Source organism: Halomonas sp. SS10-MC5 (genome assembly GCF_015992245.1).
In the GTDB taxonomy this organism is placed as follows: Bacteria; Pseudomonadota; Gammaproteobacteria; order Pseudomonadales; family Halomonadaceae; genus Halomonas; species Halomonas sulfidoxydans.
On sequence record NZ_CP065435.1, the window covers coordinates 298,963 to 323,647 of the forward strand.

Annotated in this window: 20 protein-coding genes; 16 read left to right on the top strand and 4 right to left on the bottom strand. The window is 65.4% G+C overall.

The window, feature by feature from the left end; translation table 11 throughout:
• Positions 1-34 precede the first annotated feature (34 nt).
• From I4484_RS01390 to I4484_RS01415, 6 genes are all read left to right on the top strand, one after another.
• Positions 35-454: a putative zinc-binding protein gene (locus I4484_RS01390; RefSeq protein WP_197449273.1), complete on the top strand. Its 420-nt coding sequence runs from the start codon at positions 35-37 to the stop codon at positions 452-454.
• On the top strand, positions 451-1,437 hold the full coding sequence (gene moaA / locus I4484_RS01395; RefSeq protein ID WP_197449274.1) for a GTP 3',8-cyclase MoaA: 987 nt from the start codon (positions 451-453) through the stop codon (positions 1,435-1,437). The genes I4484_RS01390 and moaA overlap by 4 nt, the downstream gene beginning before the upstream one ends.
• Before the next feature lie 229 nt (positions 1,438-1,666).
• Positions 1,667-1,978 (top strand): hypothetical protein, encoded by a 312-nt coding sequence (locus I4484_RS01400; protein ID WP_159548247.1) that lies wholly within the window; start codon positions 1,667-1,669, stop codon positions 1,976-1,978.
• A gap of 21 nt (positions 1,979-1,999) precedes the next feature.
• On the top strand, positions 2,000-3,208 hold the full coding sequence (locus I4484_RS01405; protein WP_197449275.1) for a M24 family metallopeptidase: 1,209 nt from the start codon (positions 2,000-2,002) through the stop codon (positions 3,206-3,208).
• A 62-nt stretch (positions 3,209-3,270) separates the two neighbouring features.
• Positions 3,271-4,866 (top strand): BCCT family transporter, encoded by a 1,596-nt coding sequence (locus tag I4484_RS01410; protein WP_197449276.1) that lies wholly within the window; start codon positions 3,271-3,273, stop codon positions 4,864-4,866.
• Positions 4,866-5,624, top strand: a complete 759-nt coding sequence (locus I4484_RS01415) for a creatininase (RefSeq protein ID WP_234283654.1) — start codon at positions 4,866-4,868, stop codon at positions 5,622-5,624. The genes I4484_RS01410 and I4484_RS01415 overlap by 1 nt, the downstream gene beginning before the upstream one ends.
• A 39-nt stretch (positions 5,625-5,663) precedes the next feature.
• Here I4484_RS01415 and I4484_RS01420 read toward each other — a convergent pair whose 3' ends face one another.
• On the bottom strand, positions 5,664-6,527 hold the full coding sequence (locus I4484_RS01420) for a LysR family transcriptional regulator (protein ID WP_159548253.1): 864 nt from the start codon (positions 6,525-6,527) through the stop codon (positions 5,664-5,666).
• Positions 6,528-6,796: 269 nt separating this feature from the next.
• On the opposite strand from I4484_RS01420, the gene I4484_RS01425 reads away from it, so the two are divergent.
• The 9 genes from I4484_RS01425 (at position 6,797) to I4484_RS01465 (ending at position 19,541) form a co-directional block, all read left to right on the top strand.
• On the top strand, positions 6,797-8,248 hold the full coding sequence (locus I4484_RS01425; RefSeq protein WP_234283653.1) for a sodium:solute symporter: 1,452 nt from the start codon (positions 6,797-6,799) through the stop codon (positions 8,246-8,248).
• A 151-nt stretch (positions 8,249-8,399) separates the two neighbouring features.
• Positions 8,400-9,437, top strand: a complete 1,038-nt coding sequence (locus I4484_RS01430) for a GlxA family transcriptional regulator (protein WP_197449277.1) — start codon at positions 8,400-8,402, stop codon at positions 9,435-9,437.
• A gap of 309 nt (positions 9,438-9,746) precedes the next feature.
• Complete coding sequence (gene glyA, locus I4484_RS01435; protein WP_197449278.1) at positions 9,747-11,048, top strand: serine hydroxymethyltransferase; 1,302 nt, start codon at positions 9,747-9,749, stop codon at positions 11,046-11,048.
• Positions 11,049-11,098: 50 nt separating this feature from the next.
• Complete coding sequence (locus I4484_RS01440; RefSeq protein WP_197449279.1) at positions 11,099-12,349, top strand: sarcosine oxidase subunit beta family protein; 1,251 nt, start codon at positions 11,099-11,101, stop codon at positions 12,347-12,349.
• A 12-nt stretch (positions 12,350-12,361) separates the two neighbouring features.
• Complete coding sequence (locus I4484_RS01445) at positions 12,362-12,754, top strand: sarcosine oxidase subunit delta (RefSeq protein ID WP_197449280.1); 393 nt, start codon at positions 12,362-12,364, stop codon at positions 12,752-12,754.
• Positions 12,751-15,801 (top strand): sarcosine oxidase subunit alpha family protein, encoded by a 3,051-nt coding sequence (locus I4484_RS01450; RefSeq protein ID WP_197449281.1) that lies wholly within the window; start codon positions 12,751-12,753, stop codon positions 15,799-15,801. The genes I4484_RS01445 and I4484_RS01450 overlap by 4 nt, the downstream gene beginning before the upstream one ends.
• Positions 15,794-16,444, top strand: a complete 651-nt coding sequence (gene soxG, locus I4484_RS01455; RefSeq protein ID WP_197449282.1) for a sarcosine oxidase subunit gamma — start codon at positions 15,794-15,796, stop codon at positions 16,442-16,444. Before I4484_RS01450 ends, soxG begins: the two co-directional genes overlap by 8 nt.
• Before the next feature lie 95 nt (positions 16,445-16,539).
• Complete coding sequence (gene purU / locus I4484_RS01460; protein WP_197449283.1) at positions 16,540-17,406, top strand: formyltetrahydrofolate deformylase; 867 nt, start codon at positions 16,540-16,542, stop codon at positions 17,404-17,406.
• 65 nt (positions 17,407-17,471) lie between these two features.
• Positions 17,472-19,541, top strand: a complete 2,070-nt coding sequence (locus I4484_RS01465; protein ID WP_197449284.1) for a prolyl oligopeptidase family protein — start codon at positions 17,472-17,474, stop codon at positions 19,539-19,541.
• On the opposite strand, the gene I4484_RS01470 is transcribed toward I4484_RS01465, so the two are convergent.
• From I4484_RS01470 to I4484_RS01480, 3 genes are all read right to left on the bottom strand, one after another.
• A complete protein-coding gene (locus tag I4484_RS01470) occupies positions 19,538-20,179 on the bottom strand; it encodes a TetR/AcrR family transcriptional regulator (protein WP_234283652.1) in 642 nt (213 codons plus the stop codon). The genes I4484_RS01465 and I4484_RS01470 overlap by 4 nt on opposite strands.
• 18 nt (positions 20,180-20,197) lie before the next feature.
• Complete coding sequence (locus I4484_RS01475; RefSeq protein ID WP_197449286.1) at positions 20,198-22,249, bottom strand: NADH:flavin oxidoreductase; 2,052 nt, start codon at positions 22,247-22,249, stop codon at positions 20,198-20,200.
• Between the two features lie 127 nt (positions 22,250-22,376).
• Positions 22,377-22,835, bottom strand: coding sequence for a thioesterase family protein (locus I4484_RS01480; protein ID WP_197449287.1), 459 nt, complete (start codon positions 22,833-22,835; stop codon positions 22,377-22,379).
• A 221-nt stretch (positions 22,836-23,056) separates the two neighbouring features.
• On the opposite strand from I4484_RS01480, the gene I4484_RS01485 reads away from it, so the two are divergent.
• Complete coding sequence (locus I4484_RS01485) at positions 23,057-24,640, top strand: ABC transporter substrate-binding protein (RefSeq protein WP_197449288.1); 1,584 nt, start codon at positions 23,057-23,059, stop codon at positions 24,638-24,640.
• The last annotated feature ends 45 nt before the right edge of the window (positions 24,641-24,685 follow it).

Below are 24,685 nucleotides of genomic sequence, written 5' to 3' on the forward strand. Positions count from 1 at the left end.
GCCAGGGCGGCGTGCTGACACAATGGGAGGCTAGATGTCCCGAACCAAGCAGAAGCCGAGAACCCTGGTCTACTCCTGCTCCGGCTGCTCCGACGTGGCGCAACTGGCCAACGACGTCGCCGTGCGACTCGACCACAGCGGCGTGGCCGAGATGTCATGCATCTCCGGCGTGGGCGGCGGCGTGCCCGGGCTGGTGCGCATCGCCCGCTCGGGGCGGCCCATCGTTGCCATCGACGGTTGCCAGATGCACTGCGTCACCCACTGCCTGGCCAACGCCGGGGTGAGCCCCACCGAACACGTCAAGCTCTACCAGCAGGGTTTTCGCAAGCGCCGCGGGCAGCGCTACGACGACGAGACCGTCAACGAGGTGGCCGAGCAGGTCGGCGAACTGATCGCCCGGCTGCCGATGGGCGCCGCGGCCCCTGTCGAAGCAAGAGCCGAGGAGAACGCATGAGCCTGATCGACGGCTTCGGCCGCACCGTGCGCTACGTTCGCCTGTCGGTCACCGACCGCTGCGACTTCCGCTGCGTCTACTGCATGGCCGAGGAGATGACCTTTCTGCCCCGTGCCAGGCTGCTCACCCTGGAGGAAATCGCCACGCTGTCGCGCGCCTTCGTCGAGCTGGGCGTCGAGAAGATTCGCCTGACTGGCGGCGAGCCGCTGGTACGCCGCGGCATTGATGAGCTGGTGGCCGAACTCGGCGCGCTGCCGGGGCTGCGCGACTTCGGCATGACCACCAACGGCGCCGGGCTCGTCAAGCACGCCCGCGCCCTCTACCGGGGCGGCCTCAAGCGGCTCAACGTCAGCCTCGACTCGCTCGACCCCGAGCGCTTCCGCGCCCTGACCCGCACCGGCGACCTGGCGCGAGTCATCGACGGCATCCGCGCCGCTCGCGAAGCCGGTTTCGGGCGCATCAAGCTCAACGCGGTGATCCTCAAGGGGCGCAACGACGACGAAGTGCTCGACCTGGTGGAATTCGCGCGAGCGGAGCAGGTGGACATCAGCTTCATCGAGGAGATGCCGCTAGGCCAGAACATGAGCCACGACCGCGGCGAGACCTTCTGCGGAAGCGATACGGTGCGTGCCGCCATCGAGGCGCGCCACGCGCTGCTGCCCACCACCGAAACCTCCCTGGGGCCGTCGCGCTATTTTCGGATGATTGACTCGGACATCCGGGTCGGCTTTATCTCGCCCCACAGCCACAACTTCTGTGCCGCCTGCAACCGCGTGCGCGTCACCGCCGAGGGCCGCCTGCTGCTGTGCCTGGGCAACGAGCACTCCGTCGACCTGCGAGCGGTGATGCGCCGCCACCCCGGCGACCTCGAGCGGCTCAAGGCCGCCATCGTCGCTGCCATGCAGAAGAAACCCGAACGCCACCACTTCACCACCGATGGCGACGTGCAGGTGGTGCGCTTCATGAACATGACCGGGGGCTGACCCCAGCTCCGCTCTCCCTCGTCTCTCGCTGACGCGGCGGCCGCCAGGCTGCTGCGCCTGCCTGTCTGCCCGTCTGCCCGCCTGCCCTGCTTGCGCTCACGCCTGAATCCGGCATGGCGCGGCCCCCTCTGCGTGGCATTGCCGATGCCAATGCCCCTATTTGCACTAGTCATTGGTGTTGCCGATCGGCGCTGGCCATAGTCTTTCCAGACGGCTGGAGAACGCGGAAATGAAACATTGGCGACTGGTGCTGAGAGTGGCTTCCGACTCGAAGGTGTTACATGACGCCGGTGAATTGAGGCGCAATGTCACCGCCTTCCTGCGCGTGGAAAAAACCTACGAAGTGGCCTGCCTCGGCATCGACATGTTCGGCATCGACTTCCTGGCGGAAGACGAAGAGTTCAATCACATCATGAGTCTGGTGAAGATACTGGAATCCAGATACCGACTTTCCATCATGCAGTTCAGCGAGCTCGATGCAGCCAATGAGCCTGGTGTGACAGTAAAGGTCGGTTCTAAACCTGCGACATGTGTCGCGTGAAGAGACGAAGGAGACAACAACATGAAGCTTCCATCGCTGATCGAAATTCCCAATGGCGACAAGGTCGTGCCGACGTTTTCCGATGCCGAGATGCACGGGCGTCTGAAGCGGCTTCGGGAGTACATGGCGGCCAATGACGTCGACGCCGTCGTGCTGACCTCGTACCACAATATCAACTACTTCAGTGACTTCGTTTACTGCAAGTTCGGGCGCGATTACGGCCTGGTCGTGACCCAGGATCGTTTTACCACCGTCACCGCCAATATCGACGGCGGCCAGCCCTATCGGCGCAATCGCCTGGGCGACAACATCGTCTACACCGACTGGCAGAAGGACAACTTCTTCAAGGCGGTCAAGCAGCTGTGCGAGGGCAAGCAGCGCGTGGGCGTCGAGTTCGACCACCTCACGCTGCAGAACCGGGAGAAGCTGCTCTCCGCACTCGGCGAGGTGGAGCTCACCGACATCGGCGTGCCGACCATGAAGATGCGCATGATCAAGTCGGCCGAGGAGATCGCCCTGATCCGCCAGGGCGCGCGCGTCGCCGACGTGGGTGGCGTGGCCGTGCGCGATGCGATCAAGGCAGGCGTGCCGGAGTACGAGGTGGCCTTGGCCGGCCAAGCCGCCATGGTGCGCGAGATCGCCAAGACCTACCCGCACGGCGAGCTGATGGACACCTGGGTCTGGTTCCAGTCGGGCATCAACACCGACGGTGCCCATAACCCGGTAACCAGCCGCCGCGTGCAGCCCGGCGATATCCTGAGCCTCAACACCTTCCCGATGATCTCGGGCTACTACACCGCGCTGGAGCGCACCCTGTTCTGCGAGCACGCCTCCGACGAGCATCTGCGCCTGTGGGAGGTGAACTGCGAGGTGCATCGCCGCGGCCAGGAGCTGATCAAGCCCGGGGTACGCTGCTGCGACATCGCCCACGAGCTCAACGAGATCTTCGCCAAGCATGACCTGCTGCAGTACCGCACCTTCGGCTACGGCCACTCCTTCGGCACCCTCAGCCACTACTACGGCCGCGAGGCGGGCCTCGAGCTGCGCGAGGACATCGAGACCGTGCTCGAGCCCAACATGGTGGTCTCCATGGAGCCGATGATCATGGTGCCGGAAGGGCGCCCGGGGGCGGGCGGCTACCGTGAGCACGACATACTCGTCGTGAACGAACACGGCGCCGAGAACATCACCGGCTTCCCGTACGGGCCGGAGCACAACATCGTCAAGTAAGTATCGAGGGGGCGCTACGCCCCCTTTCCGCCTATAAGAACAAACAGCAGAGGAGGACGACCATGGTCCTGCACTCGGGCCCCTTCAAAGGGGTGAACCCACTGGTGACCCTGGTATCGGTCATCGTCATGGCAGCGTTCATCGCGCTGGCCATTCTCTTCCCGCAAGCCACCACGGCGTTGATCGACCAGGGAAGGACCTTCGTGACCTTCTACTTCAACTGGTGGTATGTCGGCCTGGCGGCGAGCTTCCTGATCTTTCTGCTGGTCCTGGCGTTCAGCAAGTACGGACGCCTGAAGCTGGGGGAGGAGCACGAAAAGCCGGAGTTCGGCTACTTCACCTGGTTTGCCATGCTCTATGCCGCCGGCCAGGGCATCGGCATCATCTTCTGGTCGATCGCCGAGCCGATCATGCACCTCTCCCAGGGGACCCCCTTCTCCTCGGCGGTAGGCAACGCCGAAGCCGCCGACATCGCCATGCGGCTGGCCTATTTCCACTGGGGCCTGAACGCCTGGGCCATCTACTGCATCGTCGCCCTCGGCCTCGCCCTGATGGCCTACCGCTACGGCAAGCCGTTGAGCATCCGCTATACGCTCTATCCCTTGCTGGGGGAGAAGGTCAATGGCTGGATTGGTAATCTCATCGATATCATTGCTGTCTTTGCCACCCTCTTTGGTATCGCCACTTCCCTGGGCCTGGGCGTTCAGCAAATCAATTCCGGCCTTAATTATCTTTGGGACGTGCCTGTCAATAGCCTGGTACAGGTGGCGCTGATCGGCGTGATCACCGTACTGGCCCTGATCTCGGTGCTGACCGGTCTCAAGCGCGGCATCAAGTATCTTTCACAAGCCAACATGTGGCTGACCTTCCTGCTGCTTGCCTTCTTCTTCGCCTTCGGGCCGACGCGCTACATCATCGGCGGGCTGCTTGAGTCAACGGGCGATTACCTACGCTCGGTGATTCCGCTGAGTTTCTACACGGGCAGCAACGCGACGGCGGCCAACGGTGCCGCGTCATGGCAGGACTCCTGGCAGGGCTGGTGGACCGTCTTCTACTGGGGCTGGTGGATGTCGTGGGCACCGTTCGTGGGGGTCTTCGTGGCCCGGGTCTCCCGGGGGCGTACCATCCGCGAGTTCATCTTCGGCGTGGTGGGCGTCTCCTCGCTGCTCTCCTTCGTCTGGCTCTCCGCGTATGGCGGCACCGCGCTGTACGAGGAGCTGTTCGGCAGTGGCGGCATCTCCGAAGCGGTGTCCAAGGACGTTTCCCTGGCGCTCTATGCCACCTTCTCCGCCATGGACGTCGGCGTCATCGGCGTACTGGCCGGGTTCTTCGGTACCGTGCTGGTGGCGACCTATTTCATCACTTCCTCGGATTCGGGAACCCTGGTCATCACCACCATTCTCAGCGAGGGCGATCCGCATCCGCTCTCCCGGCATCGCGTCTTCTGGGGCGTCATGGAGGGGGCCGTCGCGGCGGTGCTGCTGCTGGTGGGCGGGGCCTGGGCGCTGTCGACGCTGCAGACGGCCGCCATTCTCTCGGCGCTGCCCTTCTCCCTGATCATGGTGCTGATGGCCTTCTCCATCGTGCGTGCCGTACAGCAGGATAGTGCCTTTCGACGCGAATACTCGCTGAAGACCATGATGGAGGGAAAAACCTGATGAATAGCGTCAAGCTGGCGGAGCTGGACTGGATGACCTACCGCGACCGGGTGCAGGATGGCGGCAGCCGAATCCTGCTGCCGGTGGGGGCCATCGAGCAGCATGGGCCGCACATGTCGTTGAACCCGGACGTGCTGATACCGGAATACATCGCCTGCCGCGTGGCAGAGCGCAGCGGCAACATGCTGGTCGCGCCGCCCATTGCCTACGGCTACAAGTCGCAGGTGAAGTCGGGGGGCGGCAACTTCTTCCCTGGTACCACCTGCGTCGGCGGTCGCGCTCTGGAGGAGTACGCCTATGACGTGATCCTCGCCTACGCGGCGCATGGCAACCGGGAGTTCGTGCTGATCAACGGCCACTTCGAGAACTCGATGTTCCTGGTCGAGGCGGCCGATCGAGCCGTGAAGCACGCCAGATTGTCCGGCAAGGAGATACGGGTTGTGCTGCTCTCCTACTGGGACTTCATCAGCGAGGCCACCATCGAGAAGGTCTTCCCGGACGGTTTCTCGGGCTGGGCGGTCGAACACGGCGGCGTGCTGGAGACCTCGATCATGCTGAAGATTCATCCCGAGCTGGTGGACATGGCGAAGGCGGTCGATATCCCGCCGGCGGAATTCCCGCCCTACGACGTCTTCCCGCCGGATCCGAGCTGGGTGCCGAGTTCGGGGACGCTCTCTTCCCCGGCGCAGGCCACCGCCGAGAAAGGCGAGTGGATTCTCGACGAATGCATCGCGGGGATCGCTCGCACCTTCGGCTGAATGGGCCATTGGCCGCCGGCGCAGCGGGCGATGCCTCGGCTACATGTTGGCCAGTCCTGAGCGAAGGAAGTCGAGTACGTGGCGAGAGGCGACATTGAGCTCCCGCTGCTTGTAGTACAGGCCGATACAGACTTTGCCGAGCTCGGGAAGGCTCCCGGATCGGACGGTATGCTTCAAGTGCTCGGGTATCACCGATCTCGCCATCGCGGTGATACCCAGCCCCTCTTCCACCGCCGAGAAGATGCCGAGCAGGCTGGTGCTCGTGTACATGAAGCGGAAAGGGTGCTGCTGCGATTGCAGAGCCTCCTCCATCAGGGAGCGATAGACGCAGCCCTGAGGGTAGGCGATCAGCGGAATGGGGTCGTCATCGCCATCGATGAGCCGGCTGTCCTTGTAGACCCACTCCAGGCCTTCCAGCCGGTAGTCGCGCGCGTCCCGGTCCTCGTCCTCCTTGGCGTACTCCATGGCCAGGGCAAGATCATAATGCCCCTTCTGATAGCGCTGCAGGATGACCTTGCTGATCTCGCAGTCGACCTCGACCACGATGTTGGGGTAGACGCGCGAGAGATTCCGCAGCGCCTTGGGCAGAAACGCCAGCTCGAAATCGTTGGGAATACCGAGCCTGACCTTGCCGGAAACGTTGTCGCCCCTGACCTTGGCGATGATCTGATCGTTGATTTCCAGCATCTGGCGTGCGGCCTCGTAGAGGTATTCGCCATCTTCTGTCAGCTCCAGGCTGGAGCCGCGCAGGAAGATCTTGGTGTTCAACAACTCCTCGAGTTTCTTGACCTGAAGGCTGATCGCCGGCTGCGAGCGGCCCAGCAGCTCGCCGGCACTGGTGAAGCCACCGAGGTCTTTGATGGTGACGAAGGTGCGCAGAAGATCAGTCGGTATGTTGGTCATAATTCAAGCCATTTCGATATTTTATGAAGGCATTTTGCTTACAAATTGGCGGGGAGGAGGGGCGTAAAATACCTTGATGACGCTGGATCCAACAAACAATATCACCCACAAAATTAGTGAAGCCAAGAACAAGAGGATGTGTAGATGAATTCCTGGGTATTGGTAACGTTTCTTGTACTGACTTGCTACATGCTGATCCACTCTGGAGCTGTTTACCTTCGCAGAGAGCTGAAGCGAAATTCCGCTGATGGTTCGATGAGGAGGTGATCATGGATGCCTACAAGTTGTTCAACTGGGGGCTATTGATTCTGACCTTCGGTTTGTTGATTTATCTCGGCTATCTCTCCTCGAAATATATGAACAAGAACGATGAGGGAGGTTTTCTGGTCGCGGGGCGATCCTTGGGCGCCTTCGTGGCGGCTGGTACCATCGTGGCCACCGGCTTCAGCGGCTGGGGTTTCATGGGCTCTCCCGGTGTGACTTACCAGTTTGGTGCCATCGAGGTGCTCGGCAATTTCTTCTTTGCCCCCGCCATGATGATCGCCGTCCTCTACTTCGCACGCTTTCTGCAGCGACGGGCGCTCGAGATGGGCAGCAACACTATCCCTGAGTATATCGCACAGAGCCATGGCAGCGGCGCCATGGGGCGAGTGCTCCAGGGGGTGGCAGCCTTCATCACCATCCTGCTGCTCTTGGTCTTCCTGACCAGCCAGATCAAGGCAGTGGGGCTGCTGGGGGCCAGTTGGCTGGGGATCGAGTTAAACCAGAGCGCCTTCCTGATGGTCGCGGTGATCATTATCTATACCATGCTGGGCGGTCTCGCCGCGGTCGCCTGGACCGACACCGTGATGGTCTGTGGGATGGCTCTGGCGGCGGTCATCATCATGGTGCAGATCTTCACCTCGGTGGATCTCGGCAACTGGGAGGCGTCCCTCAACGCCATTGACCCCGAGCTGCTCAACCCCACCACCGGGGCGCACTACGGCGACTCCATCGGCACCGTCTTCCTGGTGCTGCCTTACGCCTTCCTGTTTGCCGCCGTGCTGCCCTACATGGCCATCCGGTTCCTGGCCATGAAGCCGGACGTCAAGCTGCACAAGGTGGGGCTCTACGTGGCGATACTCGGCGCGCTGCTGAGCTTGATCCCTATTGTCGGCCTCTATGTGCGTATGCACATGCCCGACCTCGCCGATCCCGACATGGCAATGCCGATCTACCTCGAGCAGTTCATGCATCCGGCCATCCAAGGCGTCATCACGCTCTTCATAATCTTCGCCATGAAATCCACGGCAAACTCGCTGCTGCATACCGTGGCTTCGGCGACCTCGCATGATCTTCGGCTATCTCTGTTCGGTCCTGTCTCCAGTGAGCGCATGGCGCTGAGGATCAATCGCGCGGCCGTGGTGTTGCTCGGCATCGTAGCACTGCTGATGATGCTCTATGCACCTCCGTTCATGCTTTCCTGGCTGGGGATCCTGGGTTCCGGCACGCTGCTCGCCAGCATGATCGGGCCAGTCTTCATCTCGACGTTCTGGCAAGGCACCGCCTGGGGGGCACTCACTGCCATGCTGGTGGGGTTCTTCACCAGTGGCTACATGATGCTATTTGCCGACGTGGGGTGGCTGATCGGACCGCTGACCGGTTGTGCCGTCTCTTCGGCCTGTTATGTGGGGGTGTCGCTGATAATGAGGCCGATGGAATTCAGCCAGAGGCACTCCTGAAATACAGGATGCCGTCTCCGGTATAGCCCCGGAGACGGCAGGGGAGGGGGGAATACCTCGCTTCAGCAGTTTACAGGCTCGCAGAATCCGATAGAGTCGAGGCGATGGGCCTCGTTCGCCCGGTAGCACCCTTCGCGACGCAGGAGCCGCCATGAATCCTCCTCTCAGGGGCGAGCCCCTCTCGGTCGGCTTCGTCCTGCTGCACCGCTTCACCCTGCTGCCGTTCGCGGCCTTCGTCGATTGCCTGCGCCTGGCCGCCGACGAGGGCGACCGCAGCCGCCAGCTGCGCTGCCACTGGACGTTCATGACCAGTACGGGGGCGCCAGCGACCTCCAGCTGCGGGGCGGCCATCACGCCTTGCGAGCCCTTCCGCGACCCGGAGTCCTTCGATTACATCGTGGTGATCGGCGGCGTGCTGGACGACGCCGACCGCGCCGATACCACGGCGCTGGCCTACCTGCGCCGGGCGGCGCATGCCCAGGTGCCGCTGGTGGGGCTGTGTACCGGCGCCTTCGCCCTGATCCAGGCCGGCCTGATGAACGGGCGGCGCTGCTGCGTGAGCTGGTATCACCATCGCGACATGATCCAGCGCTTCCCCACCATCGAGCCGGTGGCCGACCGGCTTTTTGTGGATGATGGCGACCGGCTTACCTGCGCCGGTGGCTCGGCGGGGGCAGACCTCGCCGCCTATCTGGTCGAGCGGCATCTGGGCAAGGCCTGGGCCATGAAGAGCCTGCGCATCATGTTGCTCGACGAAGCCCGCATCGGCGCGCATCCCCAGCCGCAGCCGGTGGTGTTCGGCAAGATCGAGGATCGCCTGGTGCGCCGTTCCATCGCCGTGCTCGAGCAACATCTCGGCGAGCCGATCTCGATGGAGACGCTGGCGGAGCGAGTGGGGACCTCACGCCGCAACCTGGAGCGCCGCTTCCGCGAGACGCTGGGCGTCGGGCCGCAGAAATTCGCGCGCGATCTGCGCCTGCGCTACGGGCTGTGGCTGCTGCACTACACCGGCAAGAGCGTCACCGAGATCGGCGAGCGCTGCGGCTTCGCCGATACGGCCCATTTCTCGCGGCATTTTCGCAGCGCCTTCGGCATGCCGCCGTCGGAGATGCGCAAGCGCGCTGAGGAGCCGGGAAGCGACCGAGTCGACCCTTTCTTCCTGCATATCGAATCCCGACCGGCGGTCTGACCACCATATCGCTATCTCCCGCCTCATGCGTGCTCCAGGCGTACGCTCGTACTTGGCGGGCGACCTTCGCCAAAAGTGGTAGGCCGACCCCGGCGGTGCCTGTCATTCAGCAAAGCTGTCGCATTTGTTCAATCTTTCTCTCTCTTGTGAGCCTTTAATCGACGCATGAGCCGAAACCCTCCCCGCGAGGGTGATCCAGGCATAAGGATTTCAAATTTCTAACCCCTGCGGGTTGCCGATAGATTCAGAAGACAACACCCCGCCCAGACACGTCACCGTTACAACGGGTCACAACAACAGGAGTCAGTCATGAACCAAGCCGGACTCGCGTCATTCGATTCCCAGATCGCCGCCGCCATCGCCGAGGAAGTGGCCCGCCAGGAGGCGCACGTCGAGCTGATCGCCTCGGAAAACTATGCCAGCCGCGCGGTCATGGAGGCCCAGGGCACCCAGTTGACCAACAAGTACGCCGAGGGCTACCCGGGCAAGCGCTACTACGGTGGCTGCGAGCACGTCGACGTGGTCGAGAAGCTTGCCATCGAGCGGGCCTGCAGCCTGTTCGGCGCCGATTACGCCAACGTCCAGCCCCACTCCGGTGCGCAGGCCAATGCCGCCGCCTTCATGGCGCTGGTCAAGCCGGGCGATACCGTGCTCGGCATGAGCCTGGCCCACGGCGGCCACCTGACCCACGGTGCGGCGCCCAACTTCTCCGGCAAGCACTACCACGCCGTGCAGTACGGGCTGAATGCCGAGACCGGCGAGATCGACTACGAGGAAGTCGAGCGCCTGGCGCGCAGCCACAAGCCCAAGCTGATCATCGCCGGCTTCTCCGCCTACTCCCGCGTGGTCGACTGGCGGCGCTTCCGCGACATCGCCGACGAGGTCGGCGCCTGGCTGATGGTCGACATGGCCCACGTGGCGGGGCTGGTGGCCGCTGGGCTCTACCCCAGCCCGATTCCCCATGCTCACGTGGTGACCACCACCACGCACAAGACCCTGCGTGGCCCGCGCGGCGGCCTGATCCTCTCGGCCCACGGCGACCAGGAGCTGTACAAGAAGCTCAACGGCGCGGTGTTCCCCGGCCAGCAGGGCGGCCCGCTGATGCACGTGATCGCGGCCAAGGCGGTGGCCTTCAAGGAGGCCATGAGCCAGGCCTTCGTGCAGTACCAGCAGCGTGTGATCGACAACGCCCAGGCCATGGCCGAGGTGTTCCTCGATCGCGGCTACGACGTGGTCTCCGGCGGCACCGAGGACCACCTCTTCCTGGTCTCGCTGATCCGCCAGGGCGTGACCGGCAAGGATGCCGACGCGGCGCTGGGGCGTGCCCACATCACCGTCAACAAGAACGCCGTGCCCAACGACCCGCAGAGCCCCTTCGTCACTTCCGGCCTGCGCATCGGCACTCCCGCGGTGACCTCGCGCGGCTTCGACGTGGCCGACTGCCAGGCGCTCGCCGGCTGGATCTGCGACATCCTCGACGTGCTGGCCGAACAGGGCAACAGCGATGCCGTGGAAGCCGAGGTGCGCGCGAAGGTCGCCGAGCTGTGCGAGCGGCATCCGGTCTACGGCGCCGCCGCTCCGGCCGCGGCCCAGGAAACCGCCACCGCCTGAACCCGTATGTCACCGGCCCCGCTCGGCGGGGCCGGTCGAGGAGAGACGAGATGCAACGCTATTCAGGATTCGGGCTGGCCAAGCACGCCCTGAGCCACCATGAGAACTGGGAGCGCCAGTGGCGCAACCCCACGCCCAAGAAGCAGTACGACGTGATCATCGTCGGCGGCGGCGGCCACGGCCTGGCCACCGCCTACTACCTGGCCAAGGAGCACGGCGTCAGGAACGTGGCGGTGCTGGAGAAGGGCTGGCTGGGCGGCGGCAATACCGCGCGCAACACCACCATCGTGCGCTCCAACTACCTGTGGGACGAGGCGGCGGCGCTCTACGAGCACTCGATGAAGCTGTGGGAAGGGCTGTCGCAGGACCTCAACTACAACGTGATGTTCTCCCAGCGCGGGGTGATGAACCTCGCCCACACCCTGCAGGACATGCGTGACGTTCAGCGCCGGGTCAACGCCAACCGCCTGAACGGCATCGACAGCGAGGTGCTCACCCCCGAGCAGATCCAGGAGCTCGTGCCGATCATGGACTGCTCGAAGAACGCCCGTTACCCGATCATGGGGGCGTCCTGGCAGCCGCGCGCCGGTGTGGCGCGCCACGACGCCGTGGCCTGGGGCTTTGCCCGCGCCGCCGACGCGCTGGGCGTCGACCTGCTGCAGAACACCGAGGTCACCGGCTTCAAGATTCGCGACGGCCGCGTCTACGGGGTGCACACCAACCGCGGCGACATCGAGGCCAAGACCGTCGGCTGCGTGGCGGCGGGCAACTCGGGGGTGCTGGCGAAGATGGCCGGTTTCCGCCTGCCGCTGGAGTCGCATCCGTTGCAGGCGCTGGTCTCCGAGCCGCTCAAGCCGATTCTCGACACCGTGGTGATGTCCAACCACGTGCACGGCTACATCAGCCAGAGCGACAAGGGCGACCTGGTCATCGGCGCCGGTATCGACGGCTACAACGGCTATGGCCAGCGCGGCAGCTATCCCACCGTGGAGCACACCCTGCAGGCCATCGTCGAGATGTTCCCGATCTTCTCGCGGGTGCGCATGAACCGGCAGTGGGGCGGCATCGTCGACACCTGCCCGGACGCCTGCCCGATTCTCTCGGCCACGCCGGTGAAGGGGCTGTTCTTCAACTGCGGCTGGGGCACCGGCGGCTTCAAGGCCACCCCGGGTTCCGGTCACGTGTTCGCCTGGACCCTGGCCAAGAACCAGGCCCACCCGCTCGCGGCCCCGTTCTCCATCGACCGTTTCCATACCGGTGCTCTGGTAGACGAGCACGGTGCGGCCGGCGTTGCTCACTGAGGAGGCATCTCCATGTTCCATATCTACTGCCCCTACTGCGAGGAGCTCCGCGAGGAAGAGGAGTTTCATCCCAAGGGCGAGGCGCACATCGTGCGGCCCAAGGATCCCGAGGCCTGCTCGGACGAGGAGTGGGGCGACTACCTGTTCTTCCGTGACAACCCGCGCGGCATCCATCACGAGCTGTGGGTGCACGCCGTCGGCTGTCGCAAGTTCTTCAACGTCACGCGTAACACCGTGACCTACGAGATCCTCGAGACCTACAAGATCGGCGAACGGCCGACGGTCACCGCCGAGCGTGCGGCGGGTGGGGACAACCAGGGCAACGTGCAGGTCGCCAGCGGCGGACAGCAGACCGTGGGTGCCAGCGGCGCCGCCGTGGCATCGGTCAAGGGAGAGCGGGCATGAGCAAGTCCTTGAAACAGCCGAATCGTCTCAAAGAGGGCGGGCGCATCGACCGCTCGCGCAAGCTGAGCTTCACCTTCAACGGCCAGCGCTACCAGGGCCATGCCGGCGACACCCTCGCCTCGGCGCTGCTGGCCAACGGGGTGGACATCGTCAACCGCAGCTTCAAGTACTCGCGCCCGCGCGGCATCGTCGCTGCCGGCGCCGAGGAGCCCAATGCGCTGGTCCAGCTGGGCAGCACCGAAGCGGCCCAGGTGCCCAACGTGCGTGCTACCCAGCAGGCGCTGTTCGACGGGCTCGTTGCGCGTAGCACCAACGGCTGGCCCAACGTGCAGCACGACCTCATGAGCTGGGTCGGCAAGGTGGGCGGGCGCTTCATGCCGCCGGGCTTCTACTACAAGACCTTCATGGCCCCGGCCTCCATGTGGATGACCTACGAGAAGTACATCCGCAAGAGTGCCGGCCTGGGGCGCAGCCCCATGGAGCGCGATCCCGATACCTACGACCACCTCAACCAGCACTGCGACCTGCTGGTGATCGGGGCCGGTCCGGCCGGGCTGGCGGCGGCATTGACCGCGGCGCGCAGCGGTGCCCGGGTGATCCTGGCCGACGAGCAGGAGGAGATGGGCGGCTCGCTGCTCGACAGCCGCGAGCTGATCGACAACCAGCCTGCCGCCCAGTGGGCGGAGCGCGTGCTGAAGGAGCTCGCGGGGCTGGACAATGTCACTCTGCTGGCCCGCACCACCGCCAATGGCTACCACGACCACCATTTCGTGACGCTGCACGAGCGGCGCACCGAGCACCTGGGCGAGACGGCACCGCTGGTCAACGGCCACCGTCCCTCGCGCTCGCGCATGCACCGCGTGCGTGCCGGCCAGGTGCTGCTGGCCACCGGCGCTCACGAGCGGCCGCTGGTCTACGGCAACAACGACCTGCCGGGCAACCTGCTGGCCGGTGCGGTCTCTACCTACATTCGTCGCTACGGCGTGGTGCCCGGCCACAAGCTGGTGCTCTCCACCAGCAACGATTACGCCTACCGCGCCGCGCTCGACTGGATCGACGCCGGCCGTGAGGTGGTGGCCATCGTCGACGCCCGCCCGGCGCCGAACGGCGAATGGGTCGAGCAGGCCCGCGCCCGCGGTATCCGCATCATCGAAGGGGCCGCCGTGCTCGAGGCCAAGGGAGCGAACCGCGTCAACGGGGCGCGTGTCGCCACCATCGATGCCGGCGCCTTCAAGGTCACCGGCCAGGCCGAGACGCTGGACTGCGACACCATCGCCAGCTCCGGCGGCTACAGCCCGGTGATCCACCTGGCCTCGCACACCGGGGCGCGGCCGACCTGGAACGAGGAGATCCTCGGTTTCGTCCCCAGCCTGGTCAAGGGCGTGCACGCCGCCGGCAGCGCGCGTGGCATCCACGACCTGGCCGCCGGCATGGCCGACGGGGTCGCCATGGCCACCCAGGCGCTGGAGGCCCTGAACCGCCCCGCGCAGGTGATCGAGCTGCCGCAGGTCGAGGCCCGGCGCGAGGGAGCGGCCTGTGCGCTCTACCAGGTTCCCCATGAGAAGCCGACCCTGCGCGCGCCCAAGCAGTTCGTCGATCTGCAGAACGACGTGACCGCGGCGGGCATCGAGCTGGCGACGCGCGAGGGCTTCGAATCGATCGAGCACGTCAAGCGCTACACCGCCATGGGCTTCGGCACCGACCAGGGCAAGCTCGGCAACATCAACGGCATGGCCATCGCCGCGCGCTGCCTGAACAGGTCGATTCCCGAGGTGGGCACCACGGTGTTCCGGCCCAACTACACGCCGGTCACCTTCGGCGCCATCGTCGGCCGCCACTGCCGTGAGCTGTTCGACCCCGAGCGCTACACCGCGCTGCATCAGTGGCACGTGGAGAACGGCGCCGAGTTCGAGGATGTCGGCCAGTGGAAGCGCCCCTGGTACTTCCCGCAGACGGTCAACGGCAAGAAGGAGACCATGCACGAGGCGGTGGCCCGCGAGTGCCTCGCGGTGCGCGAGAAGGTCGGCATTCTCGATGCCTCCACCCTGGGCAAGATCGACATCCAGGGCCCGGATGCCCGCGAGTTCCTCAACCGCGTCTACACCAACAAGTGGTTGAAGCTCGAGGTGGGCCGCGTGCGCTACGGCCTGATGTGCAAGGACGACGGCATGCTGATGGACGACGGCACCACCAGTTGCCTGGGCGAGAACCACTTCCTGATGACCACCACCACCGGCGGTGCCGCCGGCGTGCTGGAGTGGCTGGAGCTGTGGCACCAGACCGAGTGGCCCGAGCTGGACGTGACCTTCACCTCGGTGACCGACCACTGGGCCACCATGACGGTGACGGGGCCCGAGGCGCGCAAGCTGCTGGCCGAGATCACCGACATCGACCTCGACCGCAGTGCCTTCAAGTTCATGGACTGGCGCGAGGGCAACGTCGCCGGCGTGCCGGCGCGGGTGTTCCGTATCTCCTTCACCGGGGAACTGGCCTACGAGATCAACGTCCAGGCCAACTATGCCATGCACGTGTGGAAGACCCTGTTCGAGCACGGCGAGAAGTACGGCCTGACGCCCTACGGTACCGAGACCATGCACGTGCTGCGGGCCGAGAAGGGCTTCATCATCGCCGGCCAGGACAGCGACGGCTCGGTGACGCCGGAGGATCTCGGCATGCAGTGGGCGGTCGGCTACGACAAGCCGTTCTCGTGGATCGGCAAGCGCGCGCTGACGCGCTCCGATACCCGCCGCACGGATCGCAAGCAGCTGGTGGGCCTCAAGCCCAAGGACCCCACGGTGGTATTGGAGGAGGGCGCCCAGATCGTCTTCGATCCGGATCACGCCATTCCCATGCCCATGGCCGGGCACGTGACCTCGAGCTACTACAGCCCGACGCTGAATAGCGGCTTTGCCCTGGCGGTGGTGAAGGGCGGCCATCAGCGCATGGGCGAGACCGTCTACCTGCCCATGGCCGACGGCAAGACCCACGCCGCGGAAATCGTCGGCACGATCTTCTACGATCCCAAGGGAGAGCGCCAGAATGTCTGATTCCACAGCGACCCGGGCCAACGTCTACGACGCGCGCCCTAAGACCGAGGTGCCGGCGGAGTCCCCGTTGGCCTGGTCCTACCACACCAGCGGCCGCCCGAGCGTCAGCGAGAAGAGCCGTGTCATCCTGCGCGAGCGCGCCATGGCCGGGCATCTGATCCTGCGCGGCGGCGCCATCGTGCTCGACGAGGCGGTGCGCGGTGTGCTCGGCTTCGGCCTGCCGGCGCGGCCCAATACCCTCAGCCTGAGCGACGACGGCGAGCGTTCGATCCAGTGGCTCTCGCCCGACGAGTGGCTCGTCATCGTGCCCGGCGGCGAGGAGTTCACCCTGGAGCGTCAGCTGCGTGAGGCCCTCGGCAATGCCCACTACGCCATCGTCAACGTCAGCGGCGGCCAGACCCTGCTCGAACTCGAGGGCGACAAGGCGCGCGAGCTGCTGATGAAATCGACGCCCTACGACGTGCACCCCGACGCCTTCCCGGTCGGCAAGGGCGTCACCACGGTGTTCGCCAAGGCCAACCTGATCCTGCGCCGCCCCACGGAGACCCGCTGGGAGCTGGTGCTGCGCCGCAGCTTCGCCGACTACTGCTACCGCTGGCTGCTCGATGCCGGCGCTGAGTACGCCATCGGCGTGGAGAAGTGACTCGGCGTCTCGTTTGCCAGGCGCGTTTGGCCGGGGTTTCCCCGGCCCTTTTTTCCATACGGTGCCCTTAGGCACCAGCCGCCGGAGGGAGCAGCATGAACCGACACGACGACATCTGGATCATGGCCGCGCAGTGTCCCAGCCGCCTGGGCACCGTCGACGTGGTGACCCGCTTCCTCAAGGAACGGCGCTGTTACATCACCGAACAGCAATCCTTCGATGATCGCCTGAGCGGTCGCTTCTTCATTCGCACCGAATTCCGCCCCGAGGAGGACGGCTTCGACGCCGGCGCCTTCCATGCCGCTTTCGCCGAGCGCGCCGCGGAGTTCGACATGACCTTCGAGCTGACCCCACCCGACAGGCGCCTGCCGGTGGTGATCATGGTCTCCAAGGCCGACCACTGCCTCAACGACCTGCTCTACCGCTACCGCACCGGGCAGCTGGCGATCGACATCCGCGCCATCGTCTCCAACCACCCCGACCTGGCCTCGCTGGCGGAGTGGCACGGCATTCCCTATCACCACTTCCCGATCACCGCCGAGACCAAGCCCGAGCAGGAGGCCCAGGTGTGGCGGGTGATCGAGGAGAGCGGGGCCGAGCTGGTCATCCTGGCGCGCTACATGCAGGTGCTGTCTAGCGAGATGAGTGCCAGGCTCGCCGGCCGGGCGATCAACATCCACCACTCGCTGCTGCCCGGCTTCAAGGGGGCGCGCCCCTACCATCAGGCCTACGAGAAGGGGGTCAAGCTGGTCGGCGCCACCGCCCACTACATCAACGACGACCTCGACGAGGGGCCGATCATCACCCAAGGCGTCGAGCCGGTCAGCCACGCCGACTACCCGGAGGACCTGGTCGCCAAGGGCCGCGATATCGAATGCCTGACCCTGGCCCGGGCGGTGGCGCTGCATGTGGAGCGACGCGTATTCCTGAACAAGAACCGCACGGTGGTATTCCAACGCTGACACATTGAGTCCGCGACCGGGGCAGGCTAGCTTGGTGGGCAACCGTTACCCACCAGGAGACCCGCATGGCTGCCCCCTTCGACGAGCACGACCCTTACCTGTGGCTGGAGGAGGTCGAGGGTGAGCGCGCCCTGGCCTGGGTCGAGGAGCGCAATGCCGAGAGCCAGGCCAGGCTCGCCGATGCGCCGGGCTTCACTGAGCTGCGCGACGACCTGCAGGCGATCCTCGAGGCCGACGACCGCATCCCCTTCGTGGTCAAGCGCGGCGAGTACTTCTACAACTTCTGGCAGGACCGCGACCACCCTCGCGGGCTCTGGCGGCGCACCAGCCTGGCTGAATACCGCAAGGCGCGGCCCGAGTGGGAAGTGCTGATCGACCTCGACGCGCTCAACGCCGAGGAGGGCGAGAACTGGGTGTGGCACGGCGCTCACTGCCTGCGTCCCGTCTCGCCCGACGCGCCCTGGCGCCACTGCCTGGTGTCGCTCTCGCGCGGCGGTGCCGACGCCGACGTCACCCGTGAGTTCGACCTAGTCGAGAAGCGCTGGGTCGAGGCGGGTTTCTACCGCCCCGAGGCCAAGGGCGGTTTGGGCTCGATCGACCGCGACACGGTCTACGTCCAGACCGACTTCGGCGAAGGCTCAATGACAAGCTCCGGCTACCCGCGCATCGTCAAGCAGTGGCGGCGCGGCACGCCGATGGCCGAGGCCGAGACGGTCTTCGAGGGCGAGCCCGACGACATGGCGGTGGGCGCGGGGCACGACCCGACGCCGGGCTTCGAGCGCGACTTCGTCAGCCGCGCCCGGGCCTTCTACGACAACGAGCTCTATCTGCGCGAGGCCGACGGCCGCCTCACCCGCATCGAGGTGCCCAACTCCGCCCACAAGCAGGTGCACCGCGAGTGGCTGTTGGTGGAGCTGCGCGAACCCTGGGAGGTGGCGGGCACCACTCACCCCGCCGGCGCGCTGCTGATTGCCGACTTCGACGCCTTCATGAACGGCGAACGCGAGCTGCGCGTGCTGTTCACCCCCACCGAACGCACCTCGCTCTCCGACGTCACCTGGACCCGCCGCCACTTGATCCTCAACGTGCTCGACGACGTCAAGCACCGGCTCTACGTGCTGACGCCGAGCGAAGGCCACTGGCAGCCCGAGCCGCTGCCCGGCGTGCCGACGCTGGGCAGCATCAGCGTGAGCGCGGTGGACGACGAGGAGAGCGACGAGGTGTTCGTCATCGTCAGCGACTACCTGACGCCGACCACGCTGCTGCACGGTCGGGTCGGCGAGGAGTTGGAACCCCTCAAGCAGGCCCCGGCGCTGTTCGATGCCGAGGGGCTCGAGGTGACCCAGCACTTCGCCACCAGCCAGGACGGCACGCCGATTCCCTATTTCCAGGTGGCGCGCCGCGACCTCGAGCCGAACGGCGAGCACCCGACCCTGCTCTATGGCTACGGCGGTTTCGAGGTGCCGCTGCTGCCCGGCTACAGCCCCGGCGTGGGGCGCGCCTGGCTCAGCCGCGGCGGGGTCTACGTGGTGGCCAACATCCGCGGCGGCGGCGAGTACGGCCCGCGCTGGCACCAGGCGGCGCTGCGCGACCAGCGCCACAAGGCGTTCGAGGACTTCGCCGCGGTGGCAGAAGATTTGATCGAGCGCGGCGTCACCTCGCCGCGGCGGCTGGGCATCCAGGGCGGTTCCAACGGCGGCTTGCTGGTGGGCAACATGCTCACCCGCTACTCACAGCGGCTCGGCGCCGTGGTGTGCCAGGTGCCGCTGCTCGACATGCGCCGCTACCACCTGCTGCTCGCCGGCGCCTCGTGGATGGCCGAGTATGGCGACCCCGAGAGCGACGACTGGCAATTCCTGCGTGATGTCTCGCCCTACCACAACCTCGATCCCGCGGCCGAGTATCCGCCCATGCTGTTGATGACCAGCACCCGCGACGACCGCGTCCACCCCGGCCACGCGCGCAAGATGATGGCGCGCATGAGCGGGCAGGGGCATCAGGTGCTCTACTACGAAAACATCGAGGGCGGCCACGGCGGCGCGGCCGACAACCACCAGCGCGCCCATATGCAGGCACTGGCGTTCGGCTTTCTCGTCCAGCAGTTATTCGGCGATGAAGCGCTGGCACCGCGCTAGTCGGTGGTTTCCAAGGCATAGCCATGTCGGGCCTGGAAGCGCTGCAGCTCCTGGGGGCGCGGCGGTTGCCCGGTGAAGATCTCGACATAGGCGGGGATGCGCTGCATGCGAACCTCGAGGGCTTCCTGGGTCTTCATCGAGATGTAGCCGATCTGGGTGAGGTAAATGGTGCGGCCGCGCACGTTGGCCGCCAGAGGCTCGAAGCCGTAGCGCTCGAACATTTGCGTCAGTGCCTCGATGCGCGCCTCGTCGGCCATGTCGATTTCCTTGGCCACCTCATCCGACTGCAGCGCCCAGCTGCGCATGGCGAACTCCAGCGGGGAGTCGAACAGCTCGGGGTCCAGCCAGCAGTCGAAGACGTTGAGAATCGCCTCGGTAATGCTCTCGGCGTAGGCTTCGGTCCGGCGCACCAGGCCATGGGTATTCTTCTCCCGCCAGCGCTCGATCAGGGCGTCGAGTAGCGCCTCGCGATCCTTGAAGAACCAGTAGAAACTGGTGCGCGACACCTTGAGCCGCTTGGCCAGCGGCAGGATGCGCACGCTCTCCACGCCGGAGTCGAGCAGCAGCTCGAAGGCGGCGTCGAGCCAGGCCTCGCGGGAGCCTTTCCATTTGGTGTCGCCGTCAGGGGCGGTGGCCATCGAGTCGCGCTCCATCGATTAGATATCTTTCACCAGCCGCAAAGCATCATAAATCGCCGCATGGGTATTGCGCGACTCGACGGCATCGCCGATGCGGAACAGCTGGAAGCGGCCTTGCGGGTTGCGCACGACCGCCTGGGGCCGGCCGGCGATCAAGTCGTCGTAGTCCACCTCGCCGCCGTTGCTGGAGTGCGGCTTGAGCTCGAAGTAGACGTCCGCCATCGGTGTGATGCCGTAGTTGACCACCACCTGATCGACGCGCCGCTCCTGCTCCAGGTCCTGCTTGCCCGGCGATACGTAGTCGCTGGTGATCCTGGCGAGCAGCTCGCCGCCGTCGCGCTGCACCGATTTCAGCCGGTAGGTGGGGGTGAAGGTGACGTTGGGGCGCTGCAGGGCGCGCATGTAGGGTACCAGGTTCATGCCCATGATCTCCGCCGAGAAGGTGCGATCCGGGGTCATGATCTCGAGTTCGGCGCCGCTGGCGGCGATGATCTCCGCCGCCTGCATGGCGGCATGATCGCCGGCATCGTCGAACAGCAGCACCCGGCTGCCCGGCGCCACGTGACCGGAGAGGATGTCCCAGGTGTTCGCCACCAACTCGTGGCCGACCGCGGGCTGGTCTTCCATGGGGTAGCCGCCGGTGGCCACAATCACCACGTCCGGCTGCTCGGCGAGCACGTCCTCGACCTCGGCCCAGACATTGTAACGGATCTCGACGCCGAGCGCCTCGCAGCGCGCCAGACGCCAGTCGATGATGCCCAGCATCTCGCGGCGGCGCTCGCTCTGCGCGGTGAGGCGCACCTGGCCGCCGGCGTCGCTGGCGGCTTCCAGCACCAGTACGTCATGGCCCCGTTCACCAGCGACGCGGGCGGCCTCCAGGCCTGCGGGGCCGGCGCCGACGATCACCACCCGGCGCTTTTGCGCCGCCTTGGGGATGGTGTGGGGCATGGTGGTTTCGCGCCCGGTGGCGGCGTTGTGGATGCAGTAGGCGGCACCGCCCTGGTAGATGCGGTCGAGGCAGTAGTTGGCGCCGACGCAGGGGCGGATCTCCTCCTCGCGACCCTCGACGATCTTGCGCACGATGTGTGGGTCGGCCATGTGGGCGCGGGTCATGCCGATCATGTCGACCTTGCCCGAGGCGATCGCGTGGCGGGCGGTGGCCACGTCCTGGATCTTGGCGCCGTGGAAGGTGGGGAAGTCGACCTGGCGCTTGATCTCGCCGGCGAAGTCGAGGTGCGGGGCGCTGGGCATGCCCTGGATGGGGATCACGTCGGTGAGCCCTGCGTCGGTGTCGATGTGTCCGCGCACCACGTTGAGGAAGTCGATCAGGCCGCTCTCCTTCAGGCGCCGCGATATCGCCATGCCGTCGGTGGCCGTGAGCCCGCCTTCCAGCATCTCGTCGCCGGTGTAGCGTACGCCGACGATGAACTCGTCACCGACCCGCTGGCGAATGGCCCGCAGCACCTCGAAGGTGAAGCGCAGCCGGTTGTCGAGGTCGCCGCCGTAGGGCTCCTCGAGGGTGTTGGTCAGCGGCGACCAGAACTGGTCCATCAGGTGGCCGTAGGCCTGCAGCTCGATGCCATCGAGGCCGGCGGCATACATGCGCTCGGCGGCGTCGGCGTAGTCGCGGATCAGGCGCTCGATGTCCCACTCCTCGACCTGCTTGGGGAAGGCCCGGTGGGCCGGCTCGCGGCGGTGGCAGGCCGACAGCGCCGGCAGCCAGTCGCCCTTGTCCCAGCGGGTGCGCCGGCCCAGATGAGTGAGCTGGATCATCACTGCGGTGCCGTGTTCATGGCAGGCGTCGGCGAGCTCACGCATCCACGGCACCACCTCGTCCTTGTAGGCGAGGATATTGTTGAACACCGGTGGGCTGTCCTTGGCCACCGCCGCAGAACCGGCGGTCATGGTTAGGCCCAGGCCCGCCCTGGCCCGCTCGACGTGATAGGCGCGGTAGAGCGCCTTGGGCATCCCGTCCTCTGGATAAGCCGGCTCGTGGGAGGTCATCATGAGCCGGTTCCTGAGGGTCAGGTGCTTGAGCTGAAAGGGCTGCAGCAGCGGATCGTTGGCCATGCCCCGGCCTCCATCTTGTTGTGTATTCGACAACAGTAGACGGCACTGTACAAAAGTGTCAATTAAATGTTCAGGCATGTTTGGTTGTGCAGTACGCTGAGGTGACGAGACGCGCCGCGATGCTTCCTCACCTTCGCGGGATACCGATCCGCCGCCCGGCCGCCTCCGGCCAGGCGGCGGCCTCGGTTCGCGGCAGGGCATCGATGGCCTCGGCCACCTCAGGCGGAAAGGGCGCGGGGCGGTGGCTTCCCGTGTCGATGCCCATCAGCATCTGCTCGCTGGTGGCCAGCGTCTCGCCGGCGTCGTCGTGCATCGTGAAGAACAGGTGCAGGCGCTTGGCGTCGCGGTCGAGCAGCAGCGCCTCGACGGTCAGCGCCTGCCCCTGGTGGGCCTCGCGCCGGTAGCAGAGGTGGGTCTCCAGGGTGAAGAGGGTATAGGCGAGGCGCTCGCGCCCCTCGGCATCCAGCCCGATCCGCTCCATCAGCGTGTCCACCGCCAGCGAGAACACCCTGGCGTATTCGGCATCGTTCATATGGCCGTTGTAGTCGACCCACTCCGGGGCGACCCGGGTCGTCAGCAGTGCCATCGGTGGCTCTCCCTTGATTTAGTAATTGCGTCTATTGTCGGCGCAGCGACACCGACCGAGGGGTTTACCAAGAATCGGTCTCGATACCGCAAATGCAACTGCCAATAGTCGAAATAGCGCTGAAAAGTATTCCTAAGGCAATTCTGGCTTTCTTGGCTAAGGTATGGGAGAACCTCTCCAGGGCGAATGCCCATCAAACGCTTGATTGAGGAAATAACAAGATGCTACCCAAGAAGACCCTTCTGGCCACCGCCGTGATCGGCGCCATGCTGGCCACCGCCGCGAATGCCGAGACCCTGCGCTGGACCCGTTCCGCGGACAGCCTGACCATGGACCCCCATTCGCAGAACGAGGGGCCGACCCATTCGGTCAATCATCAGATCTTCGATACGCTGCTGTTCCAGGACATGGACGTCGAGTATCAGCCGGGCCTGGCCACCGAGTGGCACGTGAAGGAGGACGAACCCACCGTCTGGGTGTTCAAGATCCGCGAAGGTGTGACCTTCCACGAAGGCCAGTCGTTGACCGCCGATGACGTGGTCTTCTCCATCAATCGCGCGCGTCACGAGAATTCCGACATGCGCGGCCTGCTCACCTCCATTTCCGAGGTGCGCGCCGTCGACGACCATACCGTCGAGATCGAGACCAGCGAGCCCAACCCGCTGCTGCCCAACAACTTCACCAACCTGTTCATCATGAGCCGCGAGTGGGCGGAGGAGCACGGCGTAGAGGAGCCGCAGAACTACGCCGCCGGCGAAGAGACCTATGCCGTGCGCAACGCCAACGGCACCGGTCCGTTCCGCGTCGAGAGCCGCGAGCCCGACGTGCGCACCGTGTTCGTGCGCAACGACGACTACTGGGGTATCGATGAGTACCCGATGGAGATCTCCCGCCTGGTGTTCACGCCCATCGAGTCGGCTTCCACCCGCGTGGCGGCGCTGCTCTCCGGCGAGGTCGACTTCCTGCAGGAAACCCCGGTCCAGGACATCGAGCGCCTGGCCGAAGCCGACGGTATCAAGAACGAGCAGGGCCCAGAGAACCGCACCATCTTCCTCGGCATGGACATGGGCTCGGCCCAACTGCGCACCGCCGACACCGACGACAACCCCTTCGCCGACCGCCGCGTACGCGAGGCGATCAACCTGGCGGTGGACGCCAACACCATTCAGCGCGCGGTGATGCGCGGCAACTCCCAGCCGGCCGGCATGATCGCGCCGCCCTTCGTCAACGGCTACACGGAAGAGATGGACGAAGTGCCGGAGGCGGATGTCGAACGGGCCCAGGAGCTGATGGAGGAGGCCGGCTACGGTGACGGTTTCCGCGTCACGCTCAACTGCCCCAACGACCGCTACGTCAACGACGAGCAGATCTGCCAGGCAGTGGTCAGCATGCTGGCGCGTATCGGCATCACCGTGGACCTGGTGGCCCAGACCCGTTCGCTGCACTTCGCCGAGCTGGCGCGTGAGGAGTACGACTTCTACCTGCTGGGCTGGGGCGTGCCCACCATGGATTCCGAGTACATCTTCAACTACCTCTACCACACCAAGGACGGCGATCGCGGTTCGTGGAACTTCACCGGCTACTCCGACGAGCGGGTGGACGAGCTGACCGTGGCGATGGGGCAGGAGATCGACGAGGAGGCACGCAACGAGATGATCGCGGAAGCGTGGGAGATCGTGCACGACGAGATCCTCTACATCCCGATCCACCACCAGATGCTGACCTGGTCGATGCGCGACGACATCGACTTCAAGGTGCAGAGCGAAAATACGCCGCACTTCAAGTATCTACAATTCAATCAATAAGTCTTATTGAACACGACCCCCGGCTGCCACAAGCGGCCGGGGGCA

Bases quoted from the DNA above. Each gene is read 5' to 3' on its own strand.
- I4484_RS01390 (WP_197449273.1), top strand. From the start codon at position 35: ATGTCCCGAACCAAGCAGAAGCCGAGAACCCTGGTCTACTCCTGCTCC.
- moaA (WP_197449274.1), top strand. From the start codon at position 451: ATGAGCCTGATCGACGGCTTCGGCCGCACCGTGCGCTACGTTCGCCTG.
- I4484_RS01400 (WP_159548247.1), top strand. From the start codon at position 1,667: ATGAAACATTGGCGACTGGTGCTGAGAGTGGCTTCCGACTCGAAGGTG.
- I4484_RS01405 (WP_197449275.1), top strand. From the start codon at position 2,000: ATGAAGCTTCCATCGCTGATCGAAATTCCCAATGGCGACAAGGTCGTG.
- I4484_RS01410 (WP_197449276.1), top strand. From the start codon at position 3,271: ATGGTCCTGCACTCGGGCCCCTTCAAAGGGGTGAACCCACTGGTGACC.
- I4484_RS01415 (WP_234283654.1), top strand. From the start codon at position 4,866: ATGAATAGCGTCAAGCTGGCGGAGCTGGACTGGATGACCTACCGCGAC.
- I4484_RS01420 (WP_159548253.1), bottom strand. From the start codon at position 6,527: ATGACCAACATACCGACTGATCTTCTGCGCACCTTCGTCACCATCAAA.
- I4484_RS01425 (WP_234283653.1), top strand. From the start codon at position 6,797: ATGGATGCCTACAAGTTGTTCAACTGGGGGCTATTGATTCTGACCTTC.
- I4484_RS01430 (WP_197449277.1), top strand. From the start codon at position 8,400: ATGAATCCTCCTCTCAGGGGCGAGCCCCTCTCGGTCGGCTTCGTCCTG.
- glyA (WP_197449278.1), top strand. From the start codon at position 9,747: ATGAACCAAGCCGGACTCGCGTCATTCGATTCCCAGATCGCCGCCGCC.
- I4484_RS01440 (WP_197449279.1), top strand. From the start codon at position 11,099: ATGCAACGCTATTCAGGATTCGGGCTGGCCAAGCACGCCCTGAGCCAC.
- I4484_RS01445 (WP_197449280.1), top strand. From the start codon at position 12,362: ATGTTCCATATCTACTGCCCCTACTGCGAGGAGCTCCGCGAGGAAGAG.
- I4484_RS01450 (WP_197449281.1), top strand. From the start codon at position 12,751: ATGAGCAAGTCCTTGAAACAGCCGAATCGTCTCAAAGAGGGCGGGCGC.
- soxG (WP_197449282.1), top strand. From the start codon at position 15,794: ATGTCTGATTCCACAGCGACCCGGGCCAACGTCTACGACGCGCGCCCT.
- purU (WP_197449283.1), top strand. From the start codon at position 16,540: ATGAACCGACACGACGACATCTGGATCATGGCCGCGCAGTGTCCCAGC.
- I4484_RS01465 (WP_197449284.1), top strand. From the start codon at position 17,472: ATGGCTGCCCCCTTCGACGAGCACGACCCTTACCTGTGGCTGGAGGAG.
- I4484_RS01470 (WP_234283652.1), bottom strand. From the start codon at position 20,179: ATGGCCACCGCCCCTGACGGCGACACCAAATGGAAAGGCTCCCGCGAG.
- I4484_RS01475 (WP_197449286.1), bottom strand. From the start codon at position 22,249: ATGGCCAACGATCCGCTGCTGCAGCCCTTTCAGCTCAAGCACCTGACC.
- I4484_RS01480 (WP_197449287.1), bottom strand. From the start codon at position 22,835: ATGGCACTGCTGACGACCCGGGTCGCCCCGGAGTGGGTCGACTACAAC.
- I4484_RS01485 (WP_197449288.1), top strand. From the start codon at position 23,057: ATGCTACCCAAGAAGACCCTTCTGGCCACCGCCGTGATCGGCGCCATG.